Below are 22378 nucleotides of genomic sequence, written 5' to 3'. Positions count from 1 at the left end.
GGGCCCCCGGCGTGAACGGAGGGCCTGCCGAGGCCGCAGAATGCGGCCCGGCGCGCCAGCGAGGGGACGGCCGACGCCCATGAGCTACGACGACGACGCCGAGGACAGCCTGCCGCCGGTGCCCGAGGGCGGGCTGATCCAGGTCCTGCCGATCATCAACCGGCGCGGCCTGCATGCCCGGGCCTCGGCCAAGTTCGTCCAGACCGTCGAGCGCTTCGATGCCGCCGTCACGGTGACCCGTTCGGGCGAGACGGTGGGGGGCCGCTCGATCATGGGCCTCCTCACCCTCGGCGCCGCGCAGGGGACCACGATCGCGGTGGTCACCTCGGGCGGCGACGCGGAGGCCTGCATGACGGCGATCACCGACCTCCTTGCCAACAAGTTCGGCGAGGACGAGTAGGCGCCGGCGCACGGGGCATCGGGCGCGGCGCGTCCCGCTCAGGCGCGGCGGCCGTAACGCTCCGGCACCCCCGCCTCGCCCGCGACCTGTCGCCAGAGGACGGCCTGCGCGCCGTGGCCGAGCGTGATCGTCGCCGCGACGATGGCATCGTCCCGCCGCGTCAGGGCGACCGTGACCTGCCGGCGTTGCGCGAACAGCCGCGTCACCACCCGCACCAGGGCCGCCTCCGACGGATCGCCGATGATCGGGGCGGCCGCGACCTCGGCATCGAGGAGCAGGAACTCCTCCACCGCGTCACGGACGAGACTGGGCTCGCTGACCCGCTCCACCTGGACCGGCGCCGGGTTCGCCCGCACGCCGATGAGGCTGTGCGCCGGGATCCCGGCGCGCTGCGGGACGGCCCGGAGCGGCGCGACCGCGCTGTCCGCCTCAGGCGCGGCCATGGGCTCGAGCACCAGCACGGAGCGGGGACGAAGCGCCCGCAGGCGATCGGCCACGGCGACGCGCACGGGCGCGAAGCAGGCCGGCGCGATGACCGGGGCGAGCGCGGTGCCGTAGGGCTGCCAGAGGCCGATCCGCTCCTGGCCCCAGAGGGTGTGGGGCATCGCCAGCGGCAGGACGGCGGCGAGTTGGTCGGGGCCCTGCCCAGTCACCCAGGCGAGGGCGAAGACGAGGTCGCGTCCCCCCGCCTGATGCTGGGCCGCCGAGAGCAGGTAGTCGGGATCGGACCGGATCGGATCGGCGACCCGCGCGCGCACCAGCAGCGCACGCCACGCCGCGATCTCTCCCTCGCTCACCGCCACCGCCCGGCGCAGGTCGACCCGCCAGGAAACCGACGCTGCGATCGGCGAAGCGGGGACGCGCGCGCTCAGGGCCGCATCGGCCGGCGAACCTTCGATCACCGAAGCTTCGATCACCGAACCTTGCGCCAGCGAACCTTGGGCCACCGAATTGCCGGTCGCCGCGCCGCCCTCGATCACCGTGAAGCGCTGTCTCATGTGCCGATCCGATCCGCCGCGTCCCGTCCTGGGACAAGGGGGCGCCTTGAGGCGCCAGTCGGCGTTAAGGCTTCAAGATCGGTGCCGCCCGTTTCCGGACGGCGCGGCCTAGCCGCCCGGGATGGCGAGGGGATTCTGGGTCAGCGCTGCCGCGTCGGGCGCATCGATGCGGGGCCTTCCGAGGAAGGCGTCCCACAGGCGGGTGACGAAGGCCGGGTCGAGGTCGCGCAGGATCAGGACCAGGCGCGAGCGATGGTCGGCATCGGGCCAGGCCTCGAGATGCACCGGAGCGTGGATCACGTGCTGCACCCCGTGCACCACCAGCGGCCGGTCGGGCGCGTCGGCCAGCGCCACGAGGCCCTTCAGGCGCAGCAGGTTCGGGCCGTGGGCCGAGCGCAGGAGATCCAGGAACATCTCGAAGGCGGCCCGGGGCACCGGCGCGTCGCTGGTCAGGCTGAAGGCCCGGATCGCGGCATCGTGCCGGTTCACGTCGTGATGATGGCCTTGGTGGTGGTGATGGCCGTGGTGAGGGTGCCCATCGTGGGGATGATCGTGATGGGCCTCGCGCGCGGCCTCGGCACCGAGCCAGGCCCGCACGTCGTCGCTCTTGCCGTCGAGGCCGAACAGGCCGCCGAGGAGGTCGACGGGCGCCACCGCGGCCTCGCGCAGGGGCGCCGTCGGGTTCAGGGCCCGCAGGCGCGCCGCCAGGGCGCGGCCGTCATGGTCCGCCAGATCCCGCTTCGTGACGACGATCTGGTCGGCCACCGCCACCTGCCGCACGGCCTCGCCATGGGCGTCGAGGGTCGCGGCCCCATTCACCGCGTCGACCACGGTGACGACGCCCTGCAGGCGGTACCGGATGACCAGATAGGGATGGTAGATCAGCGCGTGCAGGATCGGGGCGGGATCGGCGAGGCCCGTGGTCTCGATCACGACCCGGCGGAAGGGCTGGATGCGGCCGTTGTCGCGCTTGCGCAGCAGGTCTTCCAGGGTCGCGATGAGGTCGCCCCGCACGGTGCAGCACAGGCAGCCGGCCCCGAGCAGGACCATGTCCTCGTCGATCCGCTCGATCAGCAGGTGGTCGAGGCCGATCTCGCCGAACTCGTTGACGATGACCACGGTGTCGGCCAGCGCCGGATCGCGCAGCATCCGGTTCAGCAGCGTCGTCTTGCCGGCTCCGAGGAATCCGGTGAGGACGGTGAGCGGGATCGGCTCGGGCGCGCGGGGATCGGGCTTGGACAGGTCGGTCATCCCCCTGACCTAGCCCTCCCGGCGGCTCCGCTCAATCCCACGTCGATGTTATAATGTTACAGAACGCACGCGCGCGGGGTGGCGTCGGTGGGGCTGCGGCCGACCCGTCGGTCAGCGCGTCGTCGGCCCCACACCGTCGGTCCGGGGCGCCGCAGGCGAGCCCGGACTCCAGAGCCGCCGACGGTGGACGGTCCCGCACCCTACGCGTGTCGGGATCCCGGGCTCCGCTTTGCGGCCCCGGAATGTCGCGGGGCTGAAACACGGCCGTCGGCACGGCGCGCGCCCCGCGTGGGGCGCCTGCCAGAGGCGGACGGTCCGGAGACCGTCCTACTCGTCCGCCTGGGTCTTGCTGGCCGACTTGGTCGACTTGGCCTTCGCGGCGGCACCGGCCGGCTTGTGCTCGGCCTTCGCGTCGGTCTTCGCGTCGGTCTTGGCACCCGCCTTGGGGGCCGCCTTCGCCGCGGGCTTCTTGACGGCGCCGACCTTCAGCTTCGGGGCGCCCTCCATCACGGGCGTCGACTCGGCGGGGGCGTAGGCGTTCGCCGTCGCCGGAACGCCGGCCTTGCCGCGGGCGAGCGCCTTCTTCGGCTCGGGCTTGGCGGCCGCCTTCGTGGCGGGGGCGGCCGCCTTTGAAGCGGTGGCGGCCGCCTTTGAGGCGGAGGCAGCCGCCCTGGCCTGATGGGCCGCTTCGCGCTTGGCCGCGACCGCCTCGAGCTTGGCCTTGCGGGCGTCGGCGATCTTGGCGGCCTTCTCCGCCTTCTCGGCCTCCTCCTGCTCGTTGAGGGCGATGGCGCCCTCGGCCGGGTCGCGGCCGATCCAGACCAGGATCGGCTGCAGCGGAGCGCGGGGCGGCAGGGCGCGATTGCGCAGGGCGGCGCTGTTCATGGTGGCGAAGGCCAGCGCCGCGGAGGGCGGAGCGGCGGCGGCCATCAGCTGCGCATTGGCGTTGTCGGCGCTGGCGCCGGCCGCCCCGGCGCTGGCCGTGATGGCGCCCTGGCCCTCGTCCACCGGCATCGGCTTCTTCCGGTCGCAGATGTAGGGCCGCATGTCCGGCGGCTCCGAGAGGCCGGAGACCGGCAGGGCGTCCAGGGTCTGCGCCCCCCAGCCCGGGGACTGGCTGAAGCCGTAGTCGAACAGGTCCGACGCCTTGAGGTCGCGCTCGCGGGCGCTCGGCTGGCCCATCACCACGGTGAGGATGCGGCGCCCGTTGCGGGTCGCCGTGGCCACCACGTTGAAGCCGCCCGAGCAGATGAAGCCGGTCTTCATGCCGTCGGCGCCGGCATAGCGGCCCAGGAGACCGTTGTGGTTGGCCATCACCGAGCGGCCGAACTGGATCGCGCTGATCGAGAACAGGCCGCGGCTGTCGGGGAAGTCGCGGATCAGGGCGCGCCCGAGGACCGCCATGTCGCGGGCCGAGGTCCACTGGCGGGCGTCCGGCAGGCCGTTGGGGTTGGTCCAGCGGCTCTCGCGCATGCCGATGCGCTGGGCGGTCTCGTTCATCATCTGGGCGAAGCCCTCGACGGAGCCGCCGAGATTCTCGCCGATCGCCCAGGCCACGTCGTTGGCCGACTTGACCATGATGATCTTGAGGGCGTTGTCGAGGGTCAGCTTGGTGCCCGGGCGGAAGCCCATCTTGGAGGGCGGCTCGGCGGCGGCGGCCGGCGAGATGGTGATCAGCGTGTCGAGGGAAAGCTTGCCCTGCCGGACGAGGTCCAGGGCGACGTAGGTGGTCATCAGCTTGGTGATGGAGGCCGGGAACCACGGATCCGTGGCCGCCTGCCCGTAGATCACCTTGCCGGAATCGACATCGACCACGAGGATCGGTGCGGTGGTGGCGTTCGCGGCGCCCGCACCCAGCAGGCTCGCCGCCACCGCGAGACCGACGACGAGGCGCCTCAACAATCCGTTCGACATCAGGCCTGTCTCAAGAAGGAACGCCCCGGCCCGATCGATGATCGGCCCTGGCGGGAAGCCGGTCAACGGCCAAGCTGGCATGCCACCCCTCCGGGAGGGACGGCAAGCGCGTCTCGCCGGATCGTGACACGGTCTCCACAAAGCCGCGTTCCGTGGCAGGAGGATGGCAGACCCTCTCGCAGATGCGAGAAGCCGGCGGAATCATGGTATACCGCCGCCCTCCGCATGGGTGGGGGCCGTCCGCGGCCCGTGGTGCCCGCGCGTTCGACCGCTTATGTGCGCGTCAGGCGCTGCGGCGGCCGAAGCGTGTTTCTGAGAGTCGAAGCGTGTTTCAGAGGATGGAGTGGGCTCGCCGGGGCGGTTCGCCGGGGCGGGTGCCGAGGACGTGATGGCGTACGCAGTCAAGGAACTGTTCCACACCCTCCAGGGCGAGGGCGCGCAGGCGGGCCGGGCCGCGGTGTTCTGCCGCTTTGCCGGCTGCAATCTCTGGTCCGGCCGCGAGGAGGACCGCGCCGGCGCCGCCTGCCGGTTCTGCGACACCGACTTCGTCGGCCTGGATGGCGAGGGCGGCGGGCGCTTTTCCACGGCGCAGGACCTGGCCGACGCCATCGCGGGGACCTGGATGGGCGGGTCGCGCCACCGCTACGTCGTCTTCACCGGCGGCGAGCCGCTGCTCCAGCTCGACGAGGCCCTGATCGCGGCGGTCCACGCGGCCGGCTTCGAGATCGCGGTGGAGACCAACGGCACCCTGGCGGCCCCGGCCGGAATCGACTGGATCTGCGTCAGCCCCAAGGCCGGCAATCCCCTGGTCCAGCGCAGCGGGCACGAACTCAAGCTCGTCTTCCCGCAGGCGGAGGCCGCCCCGGACGCCTTCGCGGATCTCGACTTCCGCCACCACTGGCTCCAGCCCATGGACGGGCCGGACCGGGTCGCCCACACGGCCGCGGCGGTGGCCTATTGCCGGCGCGACGCGCGCTGGCGCCTCTCGCTCCAGACGCACAAGATCATCGGGATTCCCTGAGGATCCCGGAGGATCCCGCCCGCTCGCACCATGAAGATTGCTCGATGAAGATCACCCAAGCCTTCACCTTCGAGGCGGCCCACCGCCTGCCGAACGTGCCCGAGACCCATCGCTGCCACCGCATGCACGGGCATTCCTACCGGGTCGAGCTCACCCTCTCGGGCGCCGTCGACCCGGCCACCGGCTGGGTGGTGGATTTCTTCGACGTCGAGCACGCCTTCGCGCCGGTGCTGGCCCGCCTCGACCATTACTGCCTCAACGAGATCGAGGGGCTGGAGAACCCCACCGCCGAGCACATCGCGGCCTGGATCTGGGACCGCACCAAGGCGGCGCTGCCGGCCCTCTCCTCCGTGAAGGTCTACGAGACGCCGATGTCCTGGGCCGAGTACGAGGGCGGGTCCGAGGGCGAGGCCCGGCGATGAGCGGCGGCGGCGCCCTGGTCCTGTTCTCCGGGGGCCAGGATTCCACCACCTGCCTCGCCTGGGCGCTGGAGCGCTTCGACCGGGTCGAGACCCTCGGCTTCGATTATGGCCAGCGCCACCGCATCGAGCTCGACGGCCGGGACACCCTGCGCCGGGGCCTCGCGGCCCTGAAGCCCGCCTGGGCGGCGCGCCTCGGCGACGACCACACGCTGGCCCTCGATGCCCTGGGCCAGGTCTCCGAGACGGCGCTGACCCGCGACACCGCCATCGCGTTCGAGGACGGCGGCCTGCCCAACACCTTCGTGCCGGGCCGCAACCTCCTGTTCCTCACCTTCGCGGCGGCCTTGGCCTATCGCCGGTCGCTGACCCACCTCGTCGGCGGCATGTGCGAGACCGATTATTCGGGCTACCCGGATTGCCGGGACGACACCGTCAAGGCGCTGCAGGTGGCGCTCAACCTCGGGATGGACCGGCGCTTCGTCCTGCACACGCCCCTGATGTGGATCGACAAGGCCGAGACCTGGCGGCTGGCCCAAGACCTCGGCGGCCCGGCGCTGGTCGACCTCATCGTCGAGGACAGCCACACCTGCTACCTCGGCACCCGCGGCGACCGCCATGCCTGGGGCCACGGCTGCGGCCAGTGCCCCGCCTGCGACCTGCGGGCGAAGGGCTATGCCAAGTTCGTCGCCGAGCCGGTGACGCCGCCGGCCGCCTGAACCGCCGGCGACCGGGCCGCGATCCGGTCGAGGAGGACGTGCGGCACCGTCAGGGCCGAGAGCATCCGCAGGGTGAGGCACAGGAGCGTGCCGGCGCCGGAGCTGGAGCCGGAGCCGGAGCCGGCGGCGTAGAGCGGCCACAGGGCCGCGCCGAGCAGGAGCGTCAGGCCGAAGACCGGCAGCGACGCGCGGACGGCCTTGCCCAGGCTGTCGATGCCGGGCGCCCGGGTCGGATCGTTCACCAGCGCGCGCATGTGCCGGGGGCCGTGGAGGCCGACGAAGTACAGGGTGAAGGCGGTGAGCGGCGGCAGCAGCCAGAAGGCGGCCGCCAGGGCGGCGATCTCGCCGCGCACGGACCAGGACCGGGCCTGCACGAGCACCCAGTACGCCGCGAGGGCGAGCCAGAGCCAGGAGGCCGCCACCCACCAGCCGGGGAGCAGCGGCATCGGCAGGCGCGTGACGGCCGCGAACAGCCCGGCGGTCTCCTCGGGGCGCAGCAGGGCCGGCAGCGCCACCGGCAGCCCGCCGCGCACCAGGATCTCCAGCGGCCGGCCCGGGCCGGCATCCTCCTCGCCGAAATGCAGCACCGAGAGGGCGAGGAAGCCCGCCAGGGTCGCCATCGGGGCGACGTGCCAGGCGAGCAGGACGAGGCCGGCGAGGCCGAGATACGGCACCGCGAAGACCCCGAACCAGGCGCGTCCGAAGCGGGGGCGCAGCAGGGGCGCGGCCACGGCCCCGTCGAGGGCGCCGTGCGGGACGCCGAGCCCGATCACCACCGCCAGGGCCGCGAGCCAGGACGCCTCGCGCGGCAGGGCCGCGGAGGCGACGAGGGCGAGGGCCACGCCGGCGCCCGCCAGGGGCAGCAGGCCCGCGCCCCCCGAACCGACGCGCCGGCGGCGCGCCCGGACGGGCGTCCCGAGACCCGGGAGGACCGGGCGAGCCGCCATCCGGGTCAGGCCGCCCGGCGCAGGGGCGCGGCCGTGGCCTTGCCTTCCGCGAGGTCCCGGTCGACCGCCCGCGTGGTCTGCAGCGTCGCCATCACGCCGTAGACCACCTTCGCGGTCAGATCGAGGATCGCCACCACGGCCAGGGCCACGGCGGGGGACAGGATGCCGAGGCCGTCCTGGCCGACGAGGAGCACGACGGGATAGGCGCACCAGACCACCGAGAGGAACACGGCGTTGCGCAGGAAGGCGGACCGAACATCGGCCCGCTCCGTGGCGTTCTCCTCCCGCAGCTGCACGAAGATCCCGTAGAACACGGCCAGGAACGCGCCGCAGGAGATGGCGAACCAGGTCCACTTCACCCAGGCGACCGTCGACAGGCCGAAGGCCAGGGCGGTGACGATCATGATCAGGTCGGAGCCGACGAGGCCCCAGACGACGGCCGGACGGCGCATCCCCGAATGCATCGCCGTGCGGGCGAGGCCGACGAGGAGCAGGGGCGTGGTGAAGGTCCAGTCGAGGTAGCGGGCGAAGTAGAACTGCCGCGCGGCATCCGCGGCCTCCGGACCGGCCGGCAGGGCGATGCTCCCCTGCCCCGTCGCCATGGCGAAGTAGGAACAGGCCGCGATGATCGGCACGATCCCGTGGATGATGGCATCCGCTTCCTCCACGGGCGTCCGCCGCTTCCCGAGGAACAAGATCGCGGCGGCACCCGCCGCCATGCCGGCGAAGCCGAGCCAAAGCCAGAATTGAGGCGTCATCACTATCTCGTCGGTACGGGGATGAAAGGCCGGCCCGGAACGTGGCGGCCCTCCTGCCCAATTGGCGTCGGCGCCGTTCGTTGCGGGGACGCGTGGTCACAGTCGAGTGAGACCGGACCGCCCGCCGAGCCGGGCCCGACGCGTCGGGGCGCGGGATCGGACGAGGGGCCGGCCTCATCCCAATCCCGGCACCGCGCCGAGCGGTCGAGGCCGGGAGGCCGGCCCCGGCGCTCGGCCGCCAGGATCCCGGCAGGCCGCCGGCGCCCCCGGCGACGCGCGGGCCTTCGGCGTGGCGGAGTCGCACGGCAAAGACCGCTCTTCCGAACGCCGCGATCCGTTGCTCAAGTCAACACGACCGTCGACGGCGCAGTAAAATCGAGGTTACGCATTTAATCCGTCATCACGGAAAGTTTATAACTGCGAGATCAACTGTGGTTTCTGTTGCCGATGGATCACGTCTAGGCCGGAAAGCGGGCAATCTGCTTCGGAAGATGACCTTTGAACGCCAGCAGATCTATGCGCGATCGCCAGACATCGGCATGTCGAGGGTGGGCGGGCACCGTCCCTCCATCCCGAAAGTCCTGAACCCGAAGGCCCTTTCCGATGCTCAAGACGCTGCTCCTTGCCGGCAGTGCCGCGGCCCTCCTCACCAGTGCCGCCGCTGCCGCCGACCTGCCTCGCCGTCAGGCCCCGCCGCCGGTCTTCACGCCCATTCCGGTCTTCACCTGGACGGGCGCCTATTTCGGTATCAACGCCGGCTACGTCTTCAGCGAGAACGACACGATCCGCACCACGGGCATCAACACCCCGGGCGGCGCTCAGCTGCAGAACAACGTCCTCAACGGCCTGCGTCAGGCGTCCGTGCGGAACGCGACCGAAGGCTTCACCGGCGGCGGCCAGGTCGGCTACAACTATCAGTTCACGCCGGGCAGCGGCATCGTGGTCGGCCTCGAGGCCGATGCGCAGTACACCGACCTCCAGCGCACCACGACCCAGGTCATCTTCAACCCGGTCTTCAATCCGAACCAGCTGACCAACAGCTACCGCACCGAACTGTCGTTCCTCGGCACCGTCCGCGGCCGGATCGGCTACGCCTTCGACAAGTTCCTGATCTACGGGACCGGCGGCTTCGCCTACGGCGATGTCACCCAGCGCATCGCCTTCACCACGGGCGTGCCCGTCACCTATGCGGGGTCGCGCTCCAACATCGAGACCGGCTACGCCTATGGCGGCGGCATCGAGTACGCCCTGCCCACGGACTCGTTCTTCAACTTCTTCAAGTCCAGCGCCGTCACCGTGAAGGCCGAATACCTGCGCTACGACCTCGGCAGCCGCAATCTGCTCGTCGCCAGCGTCGGCGGTCCCGGGGTCGGCTACAACAGCCGCATCTCCACCGAGGGTAGCATCGCCCGGGCCGGCCTGAACTACAAGTTCGGCAGCTACTAGGCCCGACCCGGCCGGCACCCCGGGATCGCGCCCGGGGTGCCGGCTCCATTGTCTCCCGACCGCGATCCGTTTGCCCGTGGGGTGCGCCCGTGATGAAACCGAACCTGCTGCTTCTCGCCGCCGCCCTCACCGTCGCCACGCATGCCCGTGCCGAGCCCGAGACGCAGGCCATCGTCGACGCCCTGTTCAAGGCCGGCGGCAATCAGCCGAACGTGCGCGGGAGCGGGGCCAAGGGCGTCTGCGTCAAGGGCAGCTTCACGCCCTCGGCCGAGGCGCAGGGCCTGTCCAAGGCTCCGCATTTCACGAGTGCCTCCGACAAGCCCCTGCCGATGACGGCCCGCTTCTCCATGGGCGGCAGCAACCCGAAGGTGTCCGACAAGGCAAAGCCGGTCACGCGCGGCTTCTCCATGCGGGTCACCCACCCGACCGGCGACATGGTGTTCGTGTTCATCTCGGCCCCGGTCTTCGGCACCAAGACCCCGCAGCAGCTGCTCGAGTTCGCCACGGTGCGGGCGCCGGGACCGGACGGAAAGCCGGATGCCGAGAAGATCAAGGCCTTCGGAGCGGCCAACCCCGAGACGACGCGCCAGGCGGCCTGGCTCACCGCGCGCCCGGTACCGGCGAGCTACGCGGGCGTCGATTACTGGGGCGTCCACGCCTACACGCTCACCGACGCCAAGGGGACGGCCACGGTGGCCAAGCTCAAGACCGTGGCGACAGCGGGCCAGCTCGGCCTGACGGACGACGAGGCCAAGGCCAAGCCCGACGCCTTCTACGCCGACGAGTTGAAGGAGCGGCTGGCCCAGGGACCGGCCACGTTCGACCTCGTGGCGATCCGCGGTGAGCCCGGCGATCCGACCCACGATCCCACCGTTCTCTGGCCCGAGGAGAACCGCAAGACGACCCGGCTCGGCACCGTGGCGATCGACGCCCTCGAACCGGCAGCCACCTGCGACGCGGCCACCTTCGACCCGGTCACAGACCTCCCCGACGGCGTCGCCGGTCCGGCCGACGACCCGATGTTCGCCATCCGCTCGCCGGCCTACGCGATCTCGCTGTCGCGGCGCGCCAACTGAGCCCGAGCGAACCCGAAGACGTTTTCCTGGGCGTTTCCCTGGGGCGTCACGCCGGTCGCGACGGGTGCCCGAGAAAGGATCCCCGCAGACCGGTGTCCGTCGGGTCGCCCGGCGACCGCGCCGGGCCCACAGCCTAGGCCCACGCCCTAGGCCCAGGCCCTCAGCGCCTCCGGCGTCGTGAACTCCGGCGGCCGGACGTCACGGGCGGCGCCGCGCGTCGCCGCGATGCCCTTCGGGAAACCGCTCCGGCTCCGGTAATCCGCGCGCACGCGCTCCGAGGGCGCCAGGGGGGCGTCGGAGAGCGCCTGGGCGCAGAGCACGTCGACCACACCGACGCCCGCCAGGGCGCCGAGGGCGATGGCGGTGTTGGCGCGATGGCGCGGATCGCCGGTGAGCCCGGGCAGGACGGTGGCGACGTCGAGGCCGTCACCGGCCACCCGGGCCCAGATCCAGGGGGTCGGATCGCGGGAGCCGAGGATGCCGACGCCCTGGACGATCTCACGCACGCCGTAGGCACGCACCAGCGCGCCGGCGCGGGGCATGCCGAGCCAGCGCGCGATCGCGTCGCCGCAGGTCAGCTCGGTGACCCCGAGGGCGAGGGAGAACCAGCCGAGGCCCTGCGCCACCTGGCGCGTGGCCGGATCGGGCCGGCGCCGGTGGTCCGAGGACAGCCGGGAGGGCGGGCGTTCGGGCCTTGTCCGGCCGGGACGAGCGGGCGGATTCGGACGGGACGCGGATGCGGGCATGCGGACCTCCTCGATCGGGAAAACGGGCGCCACTCAGGGCCGGAGCACGACCTTGATGCAGTTGTCCTTCTTGTCGCGGAACGTCTTGTAGAGTTCGGGCCCGTCCTCGAGGCCGCCCCGGTGGGTGATGACGAAGGAGGGGTCGATCTGCCCGTCGGCGATGCGCTTCACGAGGTCGTCGGTCCAGCGGTTGACGTGGGTCTGCCCGGTGCGGACCGTCAGCCCCTTGTTCATCAGGGCGCCCATGGGGATCTTGTCCACCAGGCCGCCATAGACGCCCGGGATCGAGAGGATGCCGGCCGGGCGGCAGACGTAGATCATCTCCCGCAGCACCGTGGCCCGGTCGCTCTCCAGCATCACCGCCTGCTTGACGCGGTCGTAGACCTGTTCGAGCGCGCGCGGTGAATGGGCCTCCATGCCGACGGCGTCGATGCACTTCTCCGGACCCTTGCCGGCCGTGAGTTCGTTCAGCCGCTCGACGGTGCTCTCCTGCGTGTGGTCGATGGTGATGGCGCCGCCGGCCCGGGCCATGTCCAGGCGCTCGGGCACGCTGTCGATGCAGATCACCTGCTTGGCGCCGAGCAGGATGGCCGAGCGGATCGTCATCTGGCCGACGGGGCCCGCGCCCCAGATCGCCACGGTGTCGGTGGGCTGGATGTCGGCCTGCACCGCCGCCTGCCAGCCGGTGGGGAAGATGTCGCCGAGGAACAGCACCTGCTCGTCGGTGAGCCCCTCCGGCACCTTGATGTGGGTCCTGTCGGCGAAGGGCACGCGGACGTACTCGGCCTGTCCGCCCTGGTAGCCGCCGGTGAGGTGGGTGTAGCCGAACAGGCCCGCGGTGGTGTGCCCGAAGGCCTTTTCGGCCAGGTGCTTGTTGCGGTTGGAGCGCTCGCAGACCGAGAAGAAGCCGCGCTTGCACTGGTCGCAGGCGCCGCAGATGATCGTGAACGGGATCACCACCCGCTCACCCTTGCGCAGGCTGCCGTTGACGCCCTTCCCGGTCTCGACGACCTCGCCCATGAACTCGTGGCCCATGACGTCGCCCTTCTCCATGCCGGGCATGAAGTGGTCGTAGAGGTGGAGGTCGGAGCCGCAGATCGCACACGCCGTGACCTTGATGATCGCGTCCCGGTCGTCCTCGATCCGCGGATCGGGAACGGACTCGCAGCGGATGTCCTGAGTTCCGTGCCAGACGAGGGCCTTCATCGCATCTCTCCCACGTACGGTTTCGTGTCGCCGATACGCTGAGAACCCGGCGACGGGACGTGGGTTCGGTCCCGGGTTACAGGCCTTCATCGGGCAGGCGGCTCGGCTCCGAGACCAGCGCGTCGCGTTCCCGTCGCAGGAAGTCGATCAGGCGCTCCGCGAGGCGTCCCGGCGGGTGGCCCGCCGGCCGGATCAGCGTGGTCTCGATCGACAGGGCCGGCCGGAACGGGCGCAGCACGATCGGCAGGCCGGTGAGTTCGCCCGCCGGGACCGGATCGACGATGGCGAGGCCCAGGCCCTCCGCCACCAGCCCGCAGCGCGCCGCCGTGTACTGGGCCATCAGGGGGAAGCGCGGCACGCACCCGGCCTCGGCGAAGCGGGCCTCGACCGCCTCCTGGAACAGGCCGGGCCCGCCGGCGATCAGGATCTCGCCGGCCAGGTCCGCGACCGCGATGGAGCGCCGGCGCGCCAGGGGATGCCGGCGCGGCAGGGCGCAGACCGCATCGACCGTGAGGAAGCGCTCGGCCGTCACCCCCGCATGGCCGGCGCGTGGCCGGGCGAGGCCGAGGTCGCACCGGCCCGAGGCGGTCCAGGCCCAGATCGTGTCGGGGCTCGGCACGTGGACGGCGACGCGGGCCCCGGGATGCTCCGCCATGAGGCGCCGGATCGCCCGCGGCAGCAGGCGGGAAGCCAGGGAGGGCTGGCAGGCGACGCGCAGGGGCCCGGTGCCGAGTTCGCGGATCTGCCGGGCGGCGTGGGTCAGCTGCTCGAGACCGGCCTGACTGCGCTCCACCTCGCGGGCGAAGGCCTCCCCCTCCGGCGTGGGGCGGGCGGTGCCGTGGCCGCGCACGAACAGCGACAGGCCGGTCTCGGCCTCGAGCTGCGCCATCGCCCGGCTCACGTGGGGCTGGCCGATCCCCAGCGCCGCCGCGGCCCGGGTCATGCCCCCGTGGCGCATCACTGCGCGGAAGAGATCGAGGTGGCCCGGGTTGATCATGCCTCGCTCGCATGGAAACGCGCCGATCCGTCATTTGACGGCATGGCCACGGAATGGTTGTCAAGGCGCCCGTGTCCCGAACAGGTGCCAGGCCGATGTTCAACCTCCTGCTTCCCGTGGCCCTCTCCGTCATGGCGGGCGCCAGCATCGTGGTGCAGCAGGCGCTGATCGCGAATCTCCGGATCGCCCTGAACTCCGCCGCCTGGGCCGGCTTCGCGAGCTACTTCGTCGGCCTCCTGTCCATGGTGGTGCTGGCCCTGGCCCTGCGCGACCCGCTGCCGGCGTCCAGCCTGACGGCGCGCATCCCGTGGTGGGCCTGGAGCGGCGGCTTCTTCGGCGCGGTCTTCATCGCGCTGGCCACGATCCTGGTCCCGGAGCTCGGCGCGGCGACCTTCCTGGCCCTCCTCGTCACCGGCCAGATGCTGGCCTCGGTGGCCTTCGATCATTTCGGCTGGCTCGGCCTCGCCCAGCGCGAGCTCGACACGACCCGCGTGCTCGGCGTGGCGCTCCTGATCGGCGGCGTGGTCCTGATCCGGCGCTGATCCGGCCGGCCCTCAGGCCCCGACCACGTGCAGGACGATCTCCCGGCGGTGCGGCCGGTCGCGGTGCTCGACGAGGTAGATCCCCTGCCAGGTCCCGAGGGCGAGGCGCCCGCCCCGCACCGGCACGCCGAGGGCGGAATCCGTCACCATCGTGCGGATATGGGCCGGCATGTCGTCCGGGCCCTCGGCGCCGTGGACGTAGCCGGCATGGCGCGGCGCCAGCCCGTCGAGGGCGGTGAGGAGGTCGGTCTGCACGTCGGGATCGGCATTTTCCTGGATGGTCAGGGAGGCCGAGGTGTGCCGGCAGAACACGGTGACGAGCCCGGTGCCGATGCCGCTGCGCCCCAGGAACTCGGCCACCGACCGGGTGATGTCGGTGAAGCCCTGGCCCGGCGTCGAGACCGTGAGGGTCGCGCCCGCCTGCCGCTCGACACCGCCGCTGGCGAAGCCCTCCAAGGTACCGATTTTACCCGCACGCCTCATCCTTGCGCCTCCGTCAGGGTCTCGCCCGGCGCGATCTCGCGCTCGCCGCGGGCCAGGATGGTCTCCAGGGCCTCGATCCGGTCGGCCTCCGCCGCCGGCTTGTCCCAGCGGATGCGTGCCACCCGGGGGAAGCGCATGGCGACCCCGGACTTGTGCCGGGTCGAGCGCTGCACCCCCTCGAAGGCGATCTCCAGGACGAGGCCGTGGTCGAGCCCGTAGGCGACCTCGCGCACCGGGCCGAAGCGCTTGGTGGTGTTGTTGCGGACGTAGCGGTCGAGCTTCTGCAGCTCGGCATCGGTGAAGCCGTGATAGGCCTTGCCGACGGGCACCAGCTCGGGCGCGCCGTCCTCGCGCGCGCGCCAGACCCCGAAGGTGTAGTCGGAGTAGAACGACGAGCGCTTCCCGTGCCCGCGCTGGGCGTACATCATCACCGTGTCGACCCGGAACGGCTCGCGCTTCCACTTCCACCACGGCCCCTTGGGGCGCCCCGGCAGGTAGGCGCTGTCGCGGGCCTTGAGCATGACGCCCTCGATGGCGTCGGCATCCTCGCCCGCCCCCACGGCGGCCGGGTCGGCGCGGGACGCGGCCAGATCCGCCCAGGTCGCGAACGGCACCAGGGGCGAGAGGTCGATCCGGGCGTGGTCGAGGGCCGCCACGAAGGCTTCCAGGCGGGCCCGGCGCTCGCTGAAGGGCAGCGGGCGCAGGTCCTCGCCCTCGGCGTGCATCAGGTCGTAGGCGCGGACATGGGCGGGAAACTCCTCCAGGAGCTTCGGGGTCACGGCCTTCCGGTTGAGGCGCTGCTGCAGCACGTTGAAGCTCTGCACCCGGGCCTCGCGCAGGATCAGCAATTCGCCGTCGATGGCGCCCGAGAAGGTGATGGCCTCGGCCAGATCCGGGAAGGCGCCGGAGATGTCCTCGCCGGTGCGCGAGTAGATCCGGGCGACCTGCGCGCCGGCCTCGTCGCGTCCGCCCACGAGCTGGACCCGGATGCCGTCCCACTTCCACTCGCCGGAGAAGGCGGCCGGATCGAGCTTCTCGAAATCGCCGTCCTCGTCGATGGGATGGGAGAGCATCGGCGGCCGGAACGGCGCCGGATTCAGGGTGGTGGGCCGCTCGCCCCTTCCCTCGACCCAGGCGAACAGGGTGGCGTAGGGCGGCTCCAGCCCGTGCCAGACCTCCTCGACGGCGTCGGCCTCGTGGCCGCCGAGCGCCCCGATCGCGGTCTTGGCGAGACGGGCCGAGACGCCGACCCGGAGCGCGCCGGTGATGAGCTTGAGCAGCGCCCAGCGCCCGGTCTCGTCCAGGGCGTCGAGCCACTCGGCGATGCGGGCGGGCAGGTCCGCCTTCTTCACGGTGCCCAGCGTCTCGACCACCTCCGCCAGGGTCGGCACGTGCGGGGGCGGGTTGTTGTGGCCGGGGCCGACGACCGCCTCGTCGCTCCGCGACGTGGGCGCCGGCCAGATCAGCGCCGTCGTCTCGGCGAGATCGCCCACATAGTTGTGCGAGAGTTGGAACAGCACCGGGTCGATGCGCGCCTCGACCAGGCCGCGGATCATCGCGGGCTTGGCCTCGCGAAAGGTCAGGCCCCCGGTCATCGCCGCGAGGGCGTAGCCGCGCTCCGGGTCGGGGGCGTGGGCGAAATAATCCTGCAGCAGGCGCAGCTTGGCGTTGCGGCGCGGCTCGTAGGCGAGGCGGTCGAGGAGGTGGGCGAAGTCGTTCACGCGGCCTCCTCCGGTGCGGCGGCCGGCTCGGCCTCCCCGTCGTCCCCGTAGCCCAGCAGGTGCAGGGGCTTGGCCTTGATGCCCTGCGTCCCGCACCAGTGGACCAGGGCGTCCTCCTGCCCGTGGGTGACCCAGACCTCCCCGGCCCCGGTCTCCAGGATGGTGCGGCAGAGATCGGGCCAGTCCGAATGGTCGGAGATGCAGAGGGGCAGCTCGACGCCCTTCTGGCGGGCCCGGGCGCGCACCCGCATCCAGCCCGAGGCGAAGGAGGTCACGGGGTCGGGGAACTTGCGCGACCAGACGTCCTGGATCGAGGAGGGCGGGCAGAGCACGATGGCTCCGTGGAGCTTGGCGCGCTCGGTCGCCACGACCTTCGGGGTCTCGCCCAGCGGGATGCCCTCCTGCTTGTAGAGCTCGGTGAGCTTCTCCATCGCGCCGTGCAGGTAGATCGGCCGGTTGTAGCCGGCCTCCCGCAGCAGCGCCATCACGCGCTGCGCCTTGCCCAGCGCGTAGGCCCCGACGATGTGGGCGCGCTCGGGGAACAGCGCCACGGAATCGAGCAGCTTCTTCACCTCGTCGCGGGTGTCCGGCATCCGGAACACCGGCAGGCCGAAGGTCGCCTCGGTGATGAAGACGTCGCAGGGCATGACCTCGAAGGGCAGGCAGGTCGGATCGTAGGCGCGCTTGTAGTCGCCCGACACGACGACCCGGACGCCCTGCGCCTCGATCGCGATCTGGGCCGAGCCGAGCACGTGCCCGGCCGGCGCGAAGCGCACGGTCACGTCGCCGATGCGGATCTCCTGCCCGAGGGGCGCCTCCTGGCGGCTCTCGCAGAACTCCGCCCCGTAGCGCACCGCCATGATGCGCAGGGTCTCGCCGGTGGCGAGCACCCGCCCGTGGCCGGCCCGGGCGTGGTCGGCATGCCCGTGGGTGATCAGGGCGCGCGGCACCGGCCAGGTCGGATCGACATGGAAGCCGCCGAGGGGGCAGTACAGGCCCTCGCGGGTCAGGGTGAGAAGATCGCTGGCGCTGAAACTCATCGGCGCGGCATATAGGGCGCCCGAAGCCCATGCGCAGCCACATGTCCCGTACGATCACCTCCGGCGACCTTCGCGCCGACCGGCGCTACGCCTACGCCCAGGGCTGCCTCGACGAGGGCAACCCGGACGGTGCCGCCGAGATGGCGGAGCAGACCCTGGAGATCGCCCCCCGCTTCGCTCCGGCCTGGTTCCTGCTCGGGCTGGCCCGCGAAGCCCGCTACGCGAAGGGCGGGCAGGCGCGCGATCACCACGCGGCCCTGCGCGCCTACGCCAATGCCCTCGACATCGATCCCGAGGATGCCCAGGGGGCGCGCCTCGCCCTGGTGCGCATCGGCGCCGGCGATGCGATCACCGCGATCTCGCCGGGCTACGTCCGGGCGCTGTTCGACGCCTACGCGCCCCGCTTCGATCGCCACCTCGTGGAGGGCCTGTCCTATCGCGGGCACGCGCTCGTCGCCGAGGCGCTCGATGCCGCGGCGGGTCCGGCGACGTTCCTCGGGCGGGTGATCGACCTCGGCTGCGGCACGGGCCTCGTCGGGGCCGCCCTCGCCGGCCGGCCGGCGCACCTGACCGGGATCGACCTCTCACCCGGCATGCTGGCCGAGGCCGGGCGGCGTGGTTGCTACCATCGCCTGGTGGAGGGCGAACTGGTGGCGGCGCTCGCGGCCGAGCCCGCCGCCTCGGCCGATTGCGTCACGGCCGCCGACGTCATGATCTACGTGGGCGACTTTTCCGGCATGGTCTCCGGCAGCGCCCGCGTCCTGCGCCCGGGCGGGCGCTTCGCCTTCACGGTGCAGTCCCATGCGGGCGACGGCCTCATCCTGGGCGCGGATGCCCGCTACGCCCACGGCGACGCGCTGGTGCAGGAGACCCTGGCGGCGGCGGGCCTCAGCTGCGAGTTCGCCCAGCCGGCCGTCGTGCGGCGGGAAAACGGTGCCGACGTCCCCGGCCGGGTGATCGTGGCCCGGCGGCGGTAACGTTCACGTTTGCGTTGCAGGCCTTGAGCGCTGGCGCACGACGCGGTTGAACCAAACGGGAGCGTGACTGTTGCCCCGGACGCATCGGAGCACCCCGCCCGTGACCTGACGTCGAGGTCCGGCCTCGCACCGAGCGTATCGGCCTTACGCCACCGTAGTTCAGCCGCCACACGGGACGGAGGATAGCAAACCTATGGCAGAGACGCAGAACAAGTCATTTCCGGCGAGCGCCGCGACGCGCATCCCCTTCGCCTTGGCGCTCTCGGCCGTGGCCGGTTGCGCCGATTCGATCGGATTCCTCGAGTTCTCGCAGCTGTTCATGTCTTTCATGAGCGGCAACACGACACGCTTCGGCGTCTCGGTCAGCCGCTTCGACTGGGAGAGCACGTCGCGCGTCGCCTCGGTCATCGTGCTGTTCTGCTTCGGTGCCTTCGCCGGCACCCTGATCGCGGCCTGGGTCGGGCGCTGGCGCCTCTCGGTGCTGCTCCTGCTTCAATCCGTGTTCCTGACCATCGGGCTGATCATCCCGCACGGCTCCTTCGCCTTCCCGCTCCACGCCTATCCGATCGTCATCGCGCTGGGCCTGCAGAACGCGACGCTGCAGGACGAGGGCGGGCGCAGCCTCGCGCTCACCTACGTCACCGGCGCCGTGGTGCGGTTCGGGACCGGGCTCGCCAACCTCATGCTCGGCACGGTGGCGCCCTCGTTCTGGATCCAGGCCCCCCTCTGGGCGGCCCTGAGCACCGGCGCGGTGATCGGCGGCTTCCTGCAGATGCGCTACGGTGAGGATGCGTTCCTGTTCCCGGCCGCGCTCTCGGCGCTCCTGGCCATCATCGCTCTGGGGCTGACGATCCTGAAGCCGGGCAGCCGCTACGTCAGCGGCGAGGTGGAGCGGCATCCGCCGGACGGCGCCGCCGCGGCCCAGATCTGACCGGCGAGCTAATCGGCTCCCCCGCTCCCGCGCAGCCGCTTGGTGGCGCTCCGCTTCGACTTGTCGTCGAGGCGGCGCTTCTTCGAGGCCAGGGTCGGGCGGGTGGCGCGCCGGGGGGTGGGCGGCACCGCGGCCTCGGCGACGAGCTCGGCCAAGCGCTCGCGGGCATCGGCCCGGTTGCGGTCCTGGGTCCGGAAGCGCTGGGCGCTGATCACGATCACCCCGTCGACGGTGAGGCGGCGGCCGGCCAGCCGCATCAGGCGCACGGCCACCGCATCCGGCAGGGAGGCCGAGCGCCGGGCGTCGAAGCGCAGCTGCACGGCCGTCGAGAGCTTGTTGACGTTCTGTCCGCCGGGGCCCGAGGCCCGCACGAAGGTTTCCTCCAGCTCCGCCTCGTCGATGGCGATGTGGGGCGTGCATTGCAGGGCCACGGCGGGGTCTCTCGCAGGCTGCGCGTCCAGGACACTTCTCGGACGCTACTCGGACGCTTCTAGGAGGCTTCGGCAGGCGTGCGGGCCCGCACCGCCAGGGCGTGGAGGCCGCGCTGGAAGGCCGGCGCGAGGGCGGCGTTGACGAGGCGATGCCGTTCGACGCGGCTCTTGCCTTCGAAGACGGCGGCAACCACGTCCAGTCGGAAATGCGTCTCCCCTTCGGGCCGCGCACCCGCATGGCCCGCATGCAGGTGCGATTCGTCGATCACCGCCAGGTCCTGCGGCGTCAGTTGCGCCTGGAGCGTGTCGGTGATCCAATCCTTCAGGGTCACGGTCTCGGTCATCGCGGACGTCTCCTCGTTGTTGCTGGGGGTCGGGCGCTGGCGTCCGGTCTCGCGCGTCAACCCCCGAACACCGCATGCGGCATCAGGCCCGCCGCTCTTGTGTCTCCGACCCACCCCCTCATAATCGCCCTATCATGGATCTCAACTCGCCCCTGTTCGACAGCATCCGCATCAAGCCGTCCTGCGACGAGCCGAAGACGGCCGCGACCCAGACCTGCGAGACTCCCGGGTGCAAGAACCCCGGGCTCTACCGCGCGCCGAAGGGGCGCAAGGCGGAGGGGCAGTACTGGCGGTTCTGCATGGACCACGTGCGCGCCTACAACGCCACGTACAATTACTTCGACGGCATGAACGATGCCGCCGTGCAGGCCTTCCAGAAGGACGCGATCATCGGGCATCGCCCGACCTGGGCGATGGGCGTGAACCCGGCCACCGCCGGCGAGCGCGGCAAGGCGGCGCCCAAGCGCGACTGGGCCTATGTCGATCCCCTGGACATCCTGCGGGCCGAGGGTGTCGGCGAGACCGCCCGGCGCAAGGCGGCGCCCGAGCCGCGTCGGCCCCGGCACTCGGCGGCGACCCTCAAGGCCCTCGACGTGCTCGGCCTCGACGAGAACGCGGATTCGGCCGCCATCAAGGCGCAGTACAAGACCCTGGTGAAGCGCTTCCATCCCGACGCCAATGGCGGCGACCGCTCGTTCGAGGAGCGCCTGCGCGACATCATCCGGGCCCACGATGCCCTGCGCGCCGCCGGCCTCTGCTGACGCGCCGATCGCCGGATCGGCGCGGTTCCGGCACGATCGATGCACGTTTTCCGGGGCTCCCCTGCTCTGGGTGGGCGGCAATCGCCGGGCGAGGCCCTATATGCAGCCCTGACACCCCTTGGCGCCGCCCGGCGTCGACCTTTAGATGGCGGTCGCGCGCGGTTCATCCTTCCCGAACCGCCAGGCCCCGAAGTCCGACACAGCCCGCGTGTTCCGTGACACCCCCACGGCACCCGCGCCCCGACGAGGTCCTTATGCTTTCTGACGTCTCGCCCGCCTCGCTCCCCGACCGGGATGTCTCCGTCCGAGAGGCCTTCGGCATCGACCTCGACCTCCGGGTCCCGGCCTTCTCGCAGAGCGAGGAGCACGTGCCGGACCTCGATCCGGACTACATCTTCGATCGGGAGACCACCCTGGCGATCCTGGCGGGCTTCGCCCGCAACCGGCGCGTGATGGTCACGGGCTATCACGGCACCGGCAAGTCGACCCATATCGAGCAGGTCGCGGCGCGCCTCAACTGGCCCTGCATCCGGATCAACCTCGACAGCCACGTCTCGCGCATCGACCTCGTCGGCAAGGACGCGATCGTGCTGCAGGACGGCAAGCAGGTCACGGCCTTCCAGGACGGCATCCTGCCTTGGGCGCTGCAGAACAACGTCGCCCTGGTCTTCGACGAGTACGATGCCGGCCGCCCCGACGTGATGTTCGTGATCCAGCGCGTGCTCGAGCTGTCGGGCCGCCTGACGCTGCTCGACCAGAAGCGCGTGATCCGCCCGCACCCCGCCTTCCGCCTGTTCGCCACCGCCAACACGGTGGGCCTCGGCGACACGTCCGGCCTCTATCACGGCACCCAGCAGATCAACCAGGGCCAGATGGACCGCTGGTCGATCGTCACCACCCTGAACTACCTCGCCCACGACCGCGAGGTCGACATCGTCCTGTCGAAGGCGGCGCATTACCAGCGCGACGGCGGCCGCGACATCGTCAACCGCATGGTGCGCGTGGCGGACCTGACCCGCAACGCGTTCATGAACGGCGATCTCTCCACCGTCATGAGCCCGCGCACGGTGATCACCTGGGCCGAGAACGCCGACATCTTCCAGGACATCGGCTTCGCCTTCCGGGTGACCTTCCTCAACAAGTGCGACGAGCTGGAGCGCACCCTGGTGGCGGAGTTCTACCAGCGCGCCTTCGGCAAGGACCTGCCCGAGAGCGCCTCGAACGTCGCCCTGAGCTGAGCCCCTTCCGTC

Annotated in this window: 24 protein-coding genes; 11 read left to right on the top strand and 13 right to left on the bottom strand. The window is 71.6% G+C overall.

Annotation, left to right across the window (positions count from 1 at the left end):
- Positions 1-79: 79 nt before the first annotated feature.
- Positions 80-400 carry an HPr family phosphocarrier protein gene (locus ASF58_RS04545; RefSeq protein ID WP_055947757.1) on the top strand — a complete coding sequence of 107 codons (321 nt, stop codon included), beginning with the start codon at positions 80-82 and terminating at the stop codon, positions 398-400.
- A gap of 38 nt (positions 401-438) precedes the next feature.
- On the opposite strand, the gene ASF58_RS04540 is transcribed toward ASF58_RS04545, so the two are convergent.
- The 3 genes from ASF58_RS04540 to ASF58_RS04530 all read right to left on the bottom strand — a co-directional run bounded on the left by ASF58_RS04540 (position 439) and on the right by ASF58_RS04530 (position 4563).
- Positions 439-1398, bottom strand: coding sequence for a hypothetical protein (locus tag ASF58_RS04540; RefSeq protein WP_156375518.1), 960 nt, complete (start codon positions 1396-1398; stop codon positions 439-441).
- A 108-nt stretch (positions 1399-1506) separates the two neighbouring features.
- Positions 1507-2649 (bottom strand): GTP-binding protein, encoded by a 1143-nt coding sequence (locus ASF58_RS04535; RefSeq protein WP_055947752.1) that lies wholly within the window; start codon positions 2647-2649, stop codon positions 1507-1509.
- Between the two features lie 327 nt (positions 2650-2976).
- Positions 2977-4563, bottom strand: a complete 1587-nt coding sequence (locus tag ASF58_RS04530; RefSeq protein ID WP_055947750.1) for a D-alanyl-D-alanine carboxypeptidase family protein — start codon at positions 4561-4563, stop codon at positions 2977-2979.
- A gap of 388 nt (positions 4564-4951) precedes the next feature.
- On the opposite strand from ASF58_RS04530, the gene queE reads away from it, so the two are divergent.
- The 3 genes from queE to queC are packed head-to-tail and all read left to right on the top strand — an operon-like array spanning position 4952 to position 6722.
- A complete protein-coding gene (queE, locus tag ASF58_RS04525) occupies positions 4952-5584 on the top strand; it encodes a 7-carboxy-7-deazaguanine synthase (RefSeq protein WP_055948848.1) in 633 nt (210 codons plus the stop codon).
- Positions 5585-5628: 44 nt separating this feature from the next.
- Entirely contained in the window at positions 5629-6006 is a 378-nt protein-coding gene (gene queD / locus ASF58_RS04520; RefSeq protein ID WP_055947747.1) for a 6-carboxytetrahydropterin synthase QueD, read from the top strand.
- Complete coding sequence (queC, locus tag ASF58_RS04515) at positions 6003-6722, top strand: 7-cyano-7-deazaguanine synthase QueC (RefSeq protein ID WP_055947744.1); 720 nt, start codon at positions 6003-6005, stop codon at positions 6720-6722. The genes queD and queC overlap by 4 nt, the downstream gene beginning before the upstream one ends.
- Here the strand turns inward: queC and ASF58_RS04510 are convergent.
- Positions 6677-7669 (bottom strand): Brp/Blh family beta-carotene 15,15'-dioxygenase, encoded by a 993-nt coding sequence (locus ASF58_RS04510; protein WP_082512812.1) that lies wholly within the window; start codon positions 7667-7669, stop codon positions 6677-6679. The two genes, queC and ASF58_RS04510, sit on opposite strands and share 46 nt — an antisense overlap.
- Before the next feature lie 5 nt (positions 7670-7674).
- Positions 7675-8427, bottom strand: coding sequence for a bacteriorhodopsin (locus ASF58_RS04505; protein WP_055947741.1), 753 nt, complete (start codon positions 8425-8427; stop codon positions 7675-7677).
- Between the two features lie 603 nt (positions 8428-9030).
- Between ASF58_RS04505 and ASF58_RS04500 the strand changes: the two genes are divergently transcribed.
- Positions 9031-9873 (top strand): porin family protein, encoded by an 843-nt coding sequence (locus tag ASF58_RS04500; protein ID WP_055947738.1) that lies wholly within the window; start codon positions 9031-9033, stop codon positions 9871-9873.
- Positions 9874-9965: 92 nt separating this feature from the next.
- Positions 9966-10949, top strand: coding sequence for a catalase family peroxidase (locus ASF58_RS04495; RefSeq protein WP_055947735.1), 984 nt, complete (start codon positions 9966-9968; stop codon positions 10947-10949).
- A 146-nt stretch (positions 10950-11095) separates the two neighbouring features.
- Here the strand turns inward: ASF58_RS04495 and ASF58_RS04490 are convergent, their stop codons facing one another.
- From ASF58_RS04490 to ASF58_RS04480, 3 genes are all read right to left on the bottom strand, one after another.
- Positions 11096-11695, bottom strand: a complete 600-nt coding sequence (locus ASF58_RS04490; protein ID WP_244477181.1) for a cyclase dehydrase — start codon at positions 11693-11695, stop codon at positions 11096-11098.
- Between the two features lie 33 nt (positions 11696-11728).
- Positions 11729-12901: a zinc-dependent alcohol dehydrogenase gene (locus ASF58_RS04485; RefSeq protein WP_055947733.1), complete on the bottom strand. Its 1173-nt coding sequence runs from the start codon at positions 12899-12901 to the stop codon at positions 11729-11731.
- A gap of 76 nt (positions 12902-12977) precedes the next feature.
- Positions 12978-13898: a LysR family transcriptional regulator gene (locus tag ASF58_RS04480; RefSeq protein WP_055947730.1), complete on the bottom strand. Its 921-nt coding sequence runs from the start codon at positions 13896-13898 to the stop codon at positions 12978-12980.
- Positions 13899-13993: 95 nt separating this feature from the next.
- Here ASF58_RS04480 and ASF58_RS04475 point away from each other — a divergent pair, with 95 nt between their 5' ends.
- A complete protein-coding gene (locus ASF58_RS04475) occupies positions 13994-14440 on the top strand; it encodes a DMT family transporter (RefSeq protein ID WP_055947727.1) in 447 nt (148 codons plus the stop codon).
- Positions 14441-14452: 12 nt separating this feature from the next.
- Here ASF58_RS04475 and ASF58_RS04470 read toward each other — a convergent pair whose 3' ends face one another.
- The 3 genes from ASF58_RS04470 to ASF58_RS04460 are packed head-to-tail and all read right to left on the bottom strand — an operon-like array spanning position 14453 to position 17684.
- Positions 14453-14923 (bottom strand): secondary thiamine-phosphate synthase enzyme YjbQ, encoded by a 471-nt coding sequence (locus ASF58_RS04470; RefSeq protein ID WP_055947724.1) that lies wholly within the window; start codon positions 14921-14923, stop codon positions 14453-14455.
- Positions 14920-16644, bottom strand: a complete 1725-nt coding sequence (locus tag ASF58_RS04465) for a cisplatin damage response ATP-dependent DNA ligase (RefSeq protein WP_055947721.1) — start codon at positions 16642-16644, stop codon at positions 14920-14922. Before ASF58_RS04465 ends, ASF58_RS04470 begins: the two co-directional genes overlap by 4 nt.
- Complete coding sequence (locus ASF58_RS04460) at positions 16641-17684, bottom strand: ligase-associated DNA damage response exonuclease (RefSeq protein ID WP_055947717.1); 1044 nt, start codon at positions 17682-17684, stop codon at positions 16641-16643. The genes ASF58_RS04465 and ASF58_RS04460 overlap by 4 nt, the downstream gene beginning before the upstream one ends.
- A 41-nt stretch (positions 17685-17725) precedes the next feature.
- Between ASF58_RS04460 and ASF58_RS04455 the strand changes: the two genes are divergently transcribed.
- Together ASF58_RS04455 and ASF58_RS04450 are read left to right on the top strand one after the other, a co-directional pair.
- Positions 17726-18661: a methyltransferase domain-containing protein gene (locus ASF58_RS04455; protein WP_055948840.1), complete on the top strand. Its 936-nt coding sequence runs from the start codon at positions 17726-17728 to the stop codon at positions 18659-18661.
- Positions 18662-18854: 193 nt separating this feature from the next.
- Complete coding sequence (locus ASF58_RS04450; RefSeq protein WP_055947714.1) at positions 18855-19592, top strand: YoaK family protein; 738 nt, start codon at positions 18855-18857, stop codon at positions 19590-19592.
- 8 nt (positions 19593-19600) lie between these two features.
- Here ASF58_RS04450 and arfB read toward each other — a convergent pair whose 3' ends face one another.
- Both arfB and ASF58_RS04440 read right to left on the bottom strand, forming a co-directional pair.
- Positions 19601-20023: an alternative ribosome rescue aminoacyl-tRNA hydrolase ArfB gene (arfB, locus tag ASF58_RS04445; protein ID WP_055947711.1), complete on the bottom strand. Its 423-nt coding sequence runs from the start codon at positions 20021-20023 to the stop codon at positions 19601-19603.
- Between the two features lie 59 nt (positions 20024-20082).
- Positions 20083-20367: a BolA family protein gene (locus ASF58_RS04440; RefSeq protein ID WP_055948837.1), complete on the bottom strand. Its 285-nt coding sequence runs from the start codon at positions 20365-20367 to the stop codon at positions 20083-20085.
- A gap of 134 nt (positions 20368-20501) precedes the next feature.
- On the opposite strand from ASF58_RS04440, the gene ASF58_RS04435 reads away from it, so the two are divergent.
- Entirely contained in the window at positions 20502-21128 is a 627-nt protein-coding gene (locus ASF58_RS04435) for a DnaJ domain-containing protein (protein WP_055947709.1), read from the top strand.
- Positions 21129-21382: 254 nt separating this feature from the next.
- On the top strand, positions 21383-22366 hold the full coding sequence (gene cobS / locus ASF58_RS04430) for a cobaltochelatase subunit CobS (RefSeq protein ID WP_055947706.1): 984 nt from the start codon (positions 21383-21385) through the stop codon (positions 22364-22366).
- Positions 22367-22378 lie beyond the last annotated feature (12 nt).

It is taken from the genome of Methylobacterium sp. Leaf125, from assembly GCF_001423085.1.
GTDB lineage: Bacteria > Pseudomonadota > Alphaproteobacteria > Rhizobiales > Beijerinckiaceae > Methylobacterium.
The sequence above is the reverse complement of the archived record's forward strand: the minus strand, read 5'-3'. Positions and strand labels throughout refer to the sequence as shown.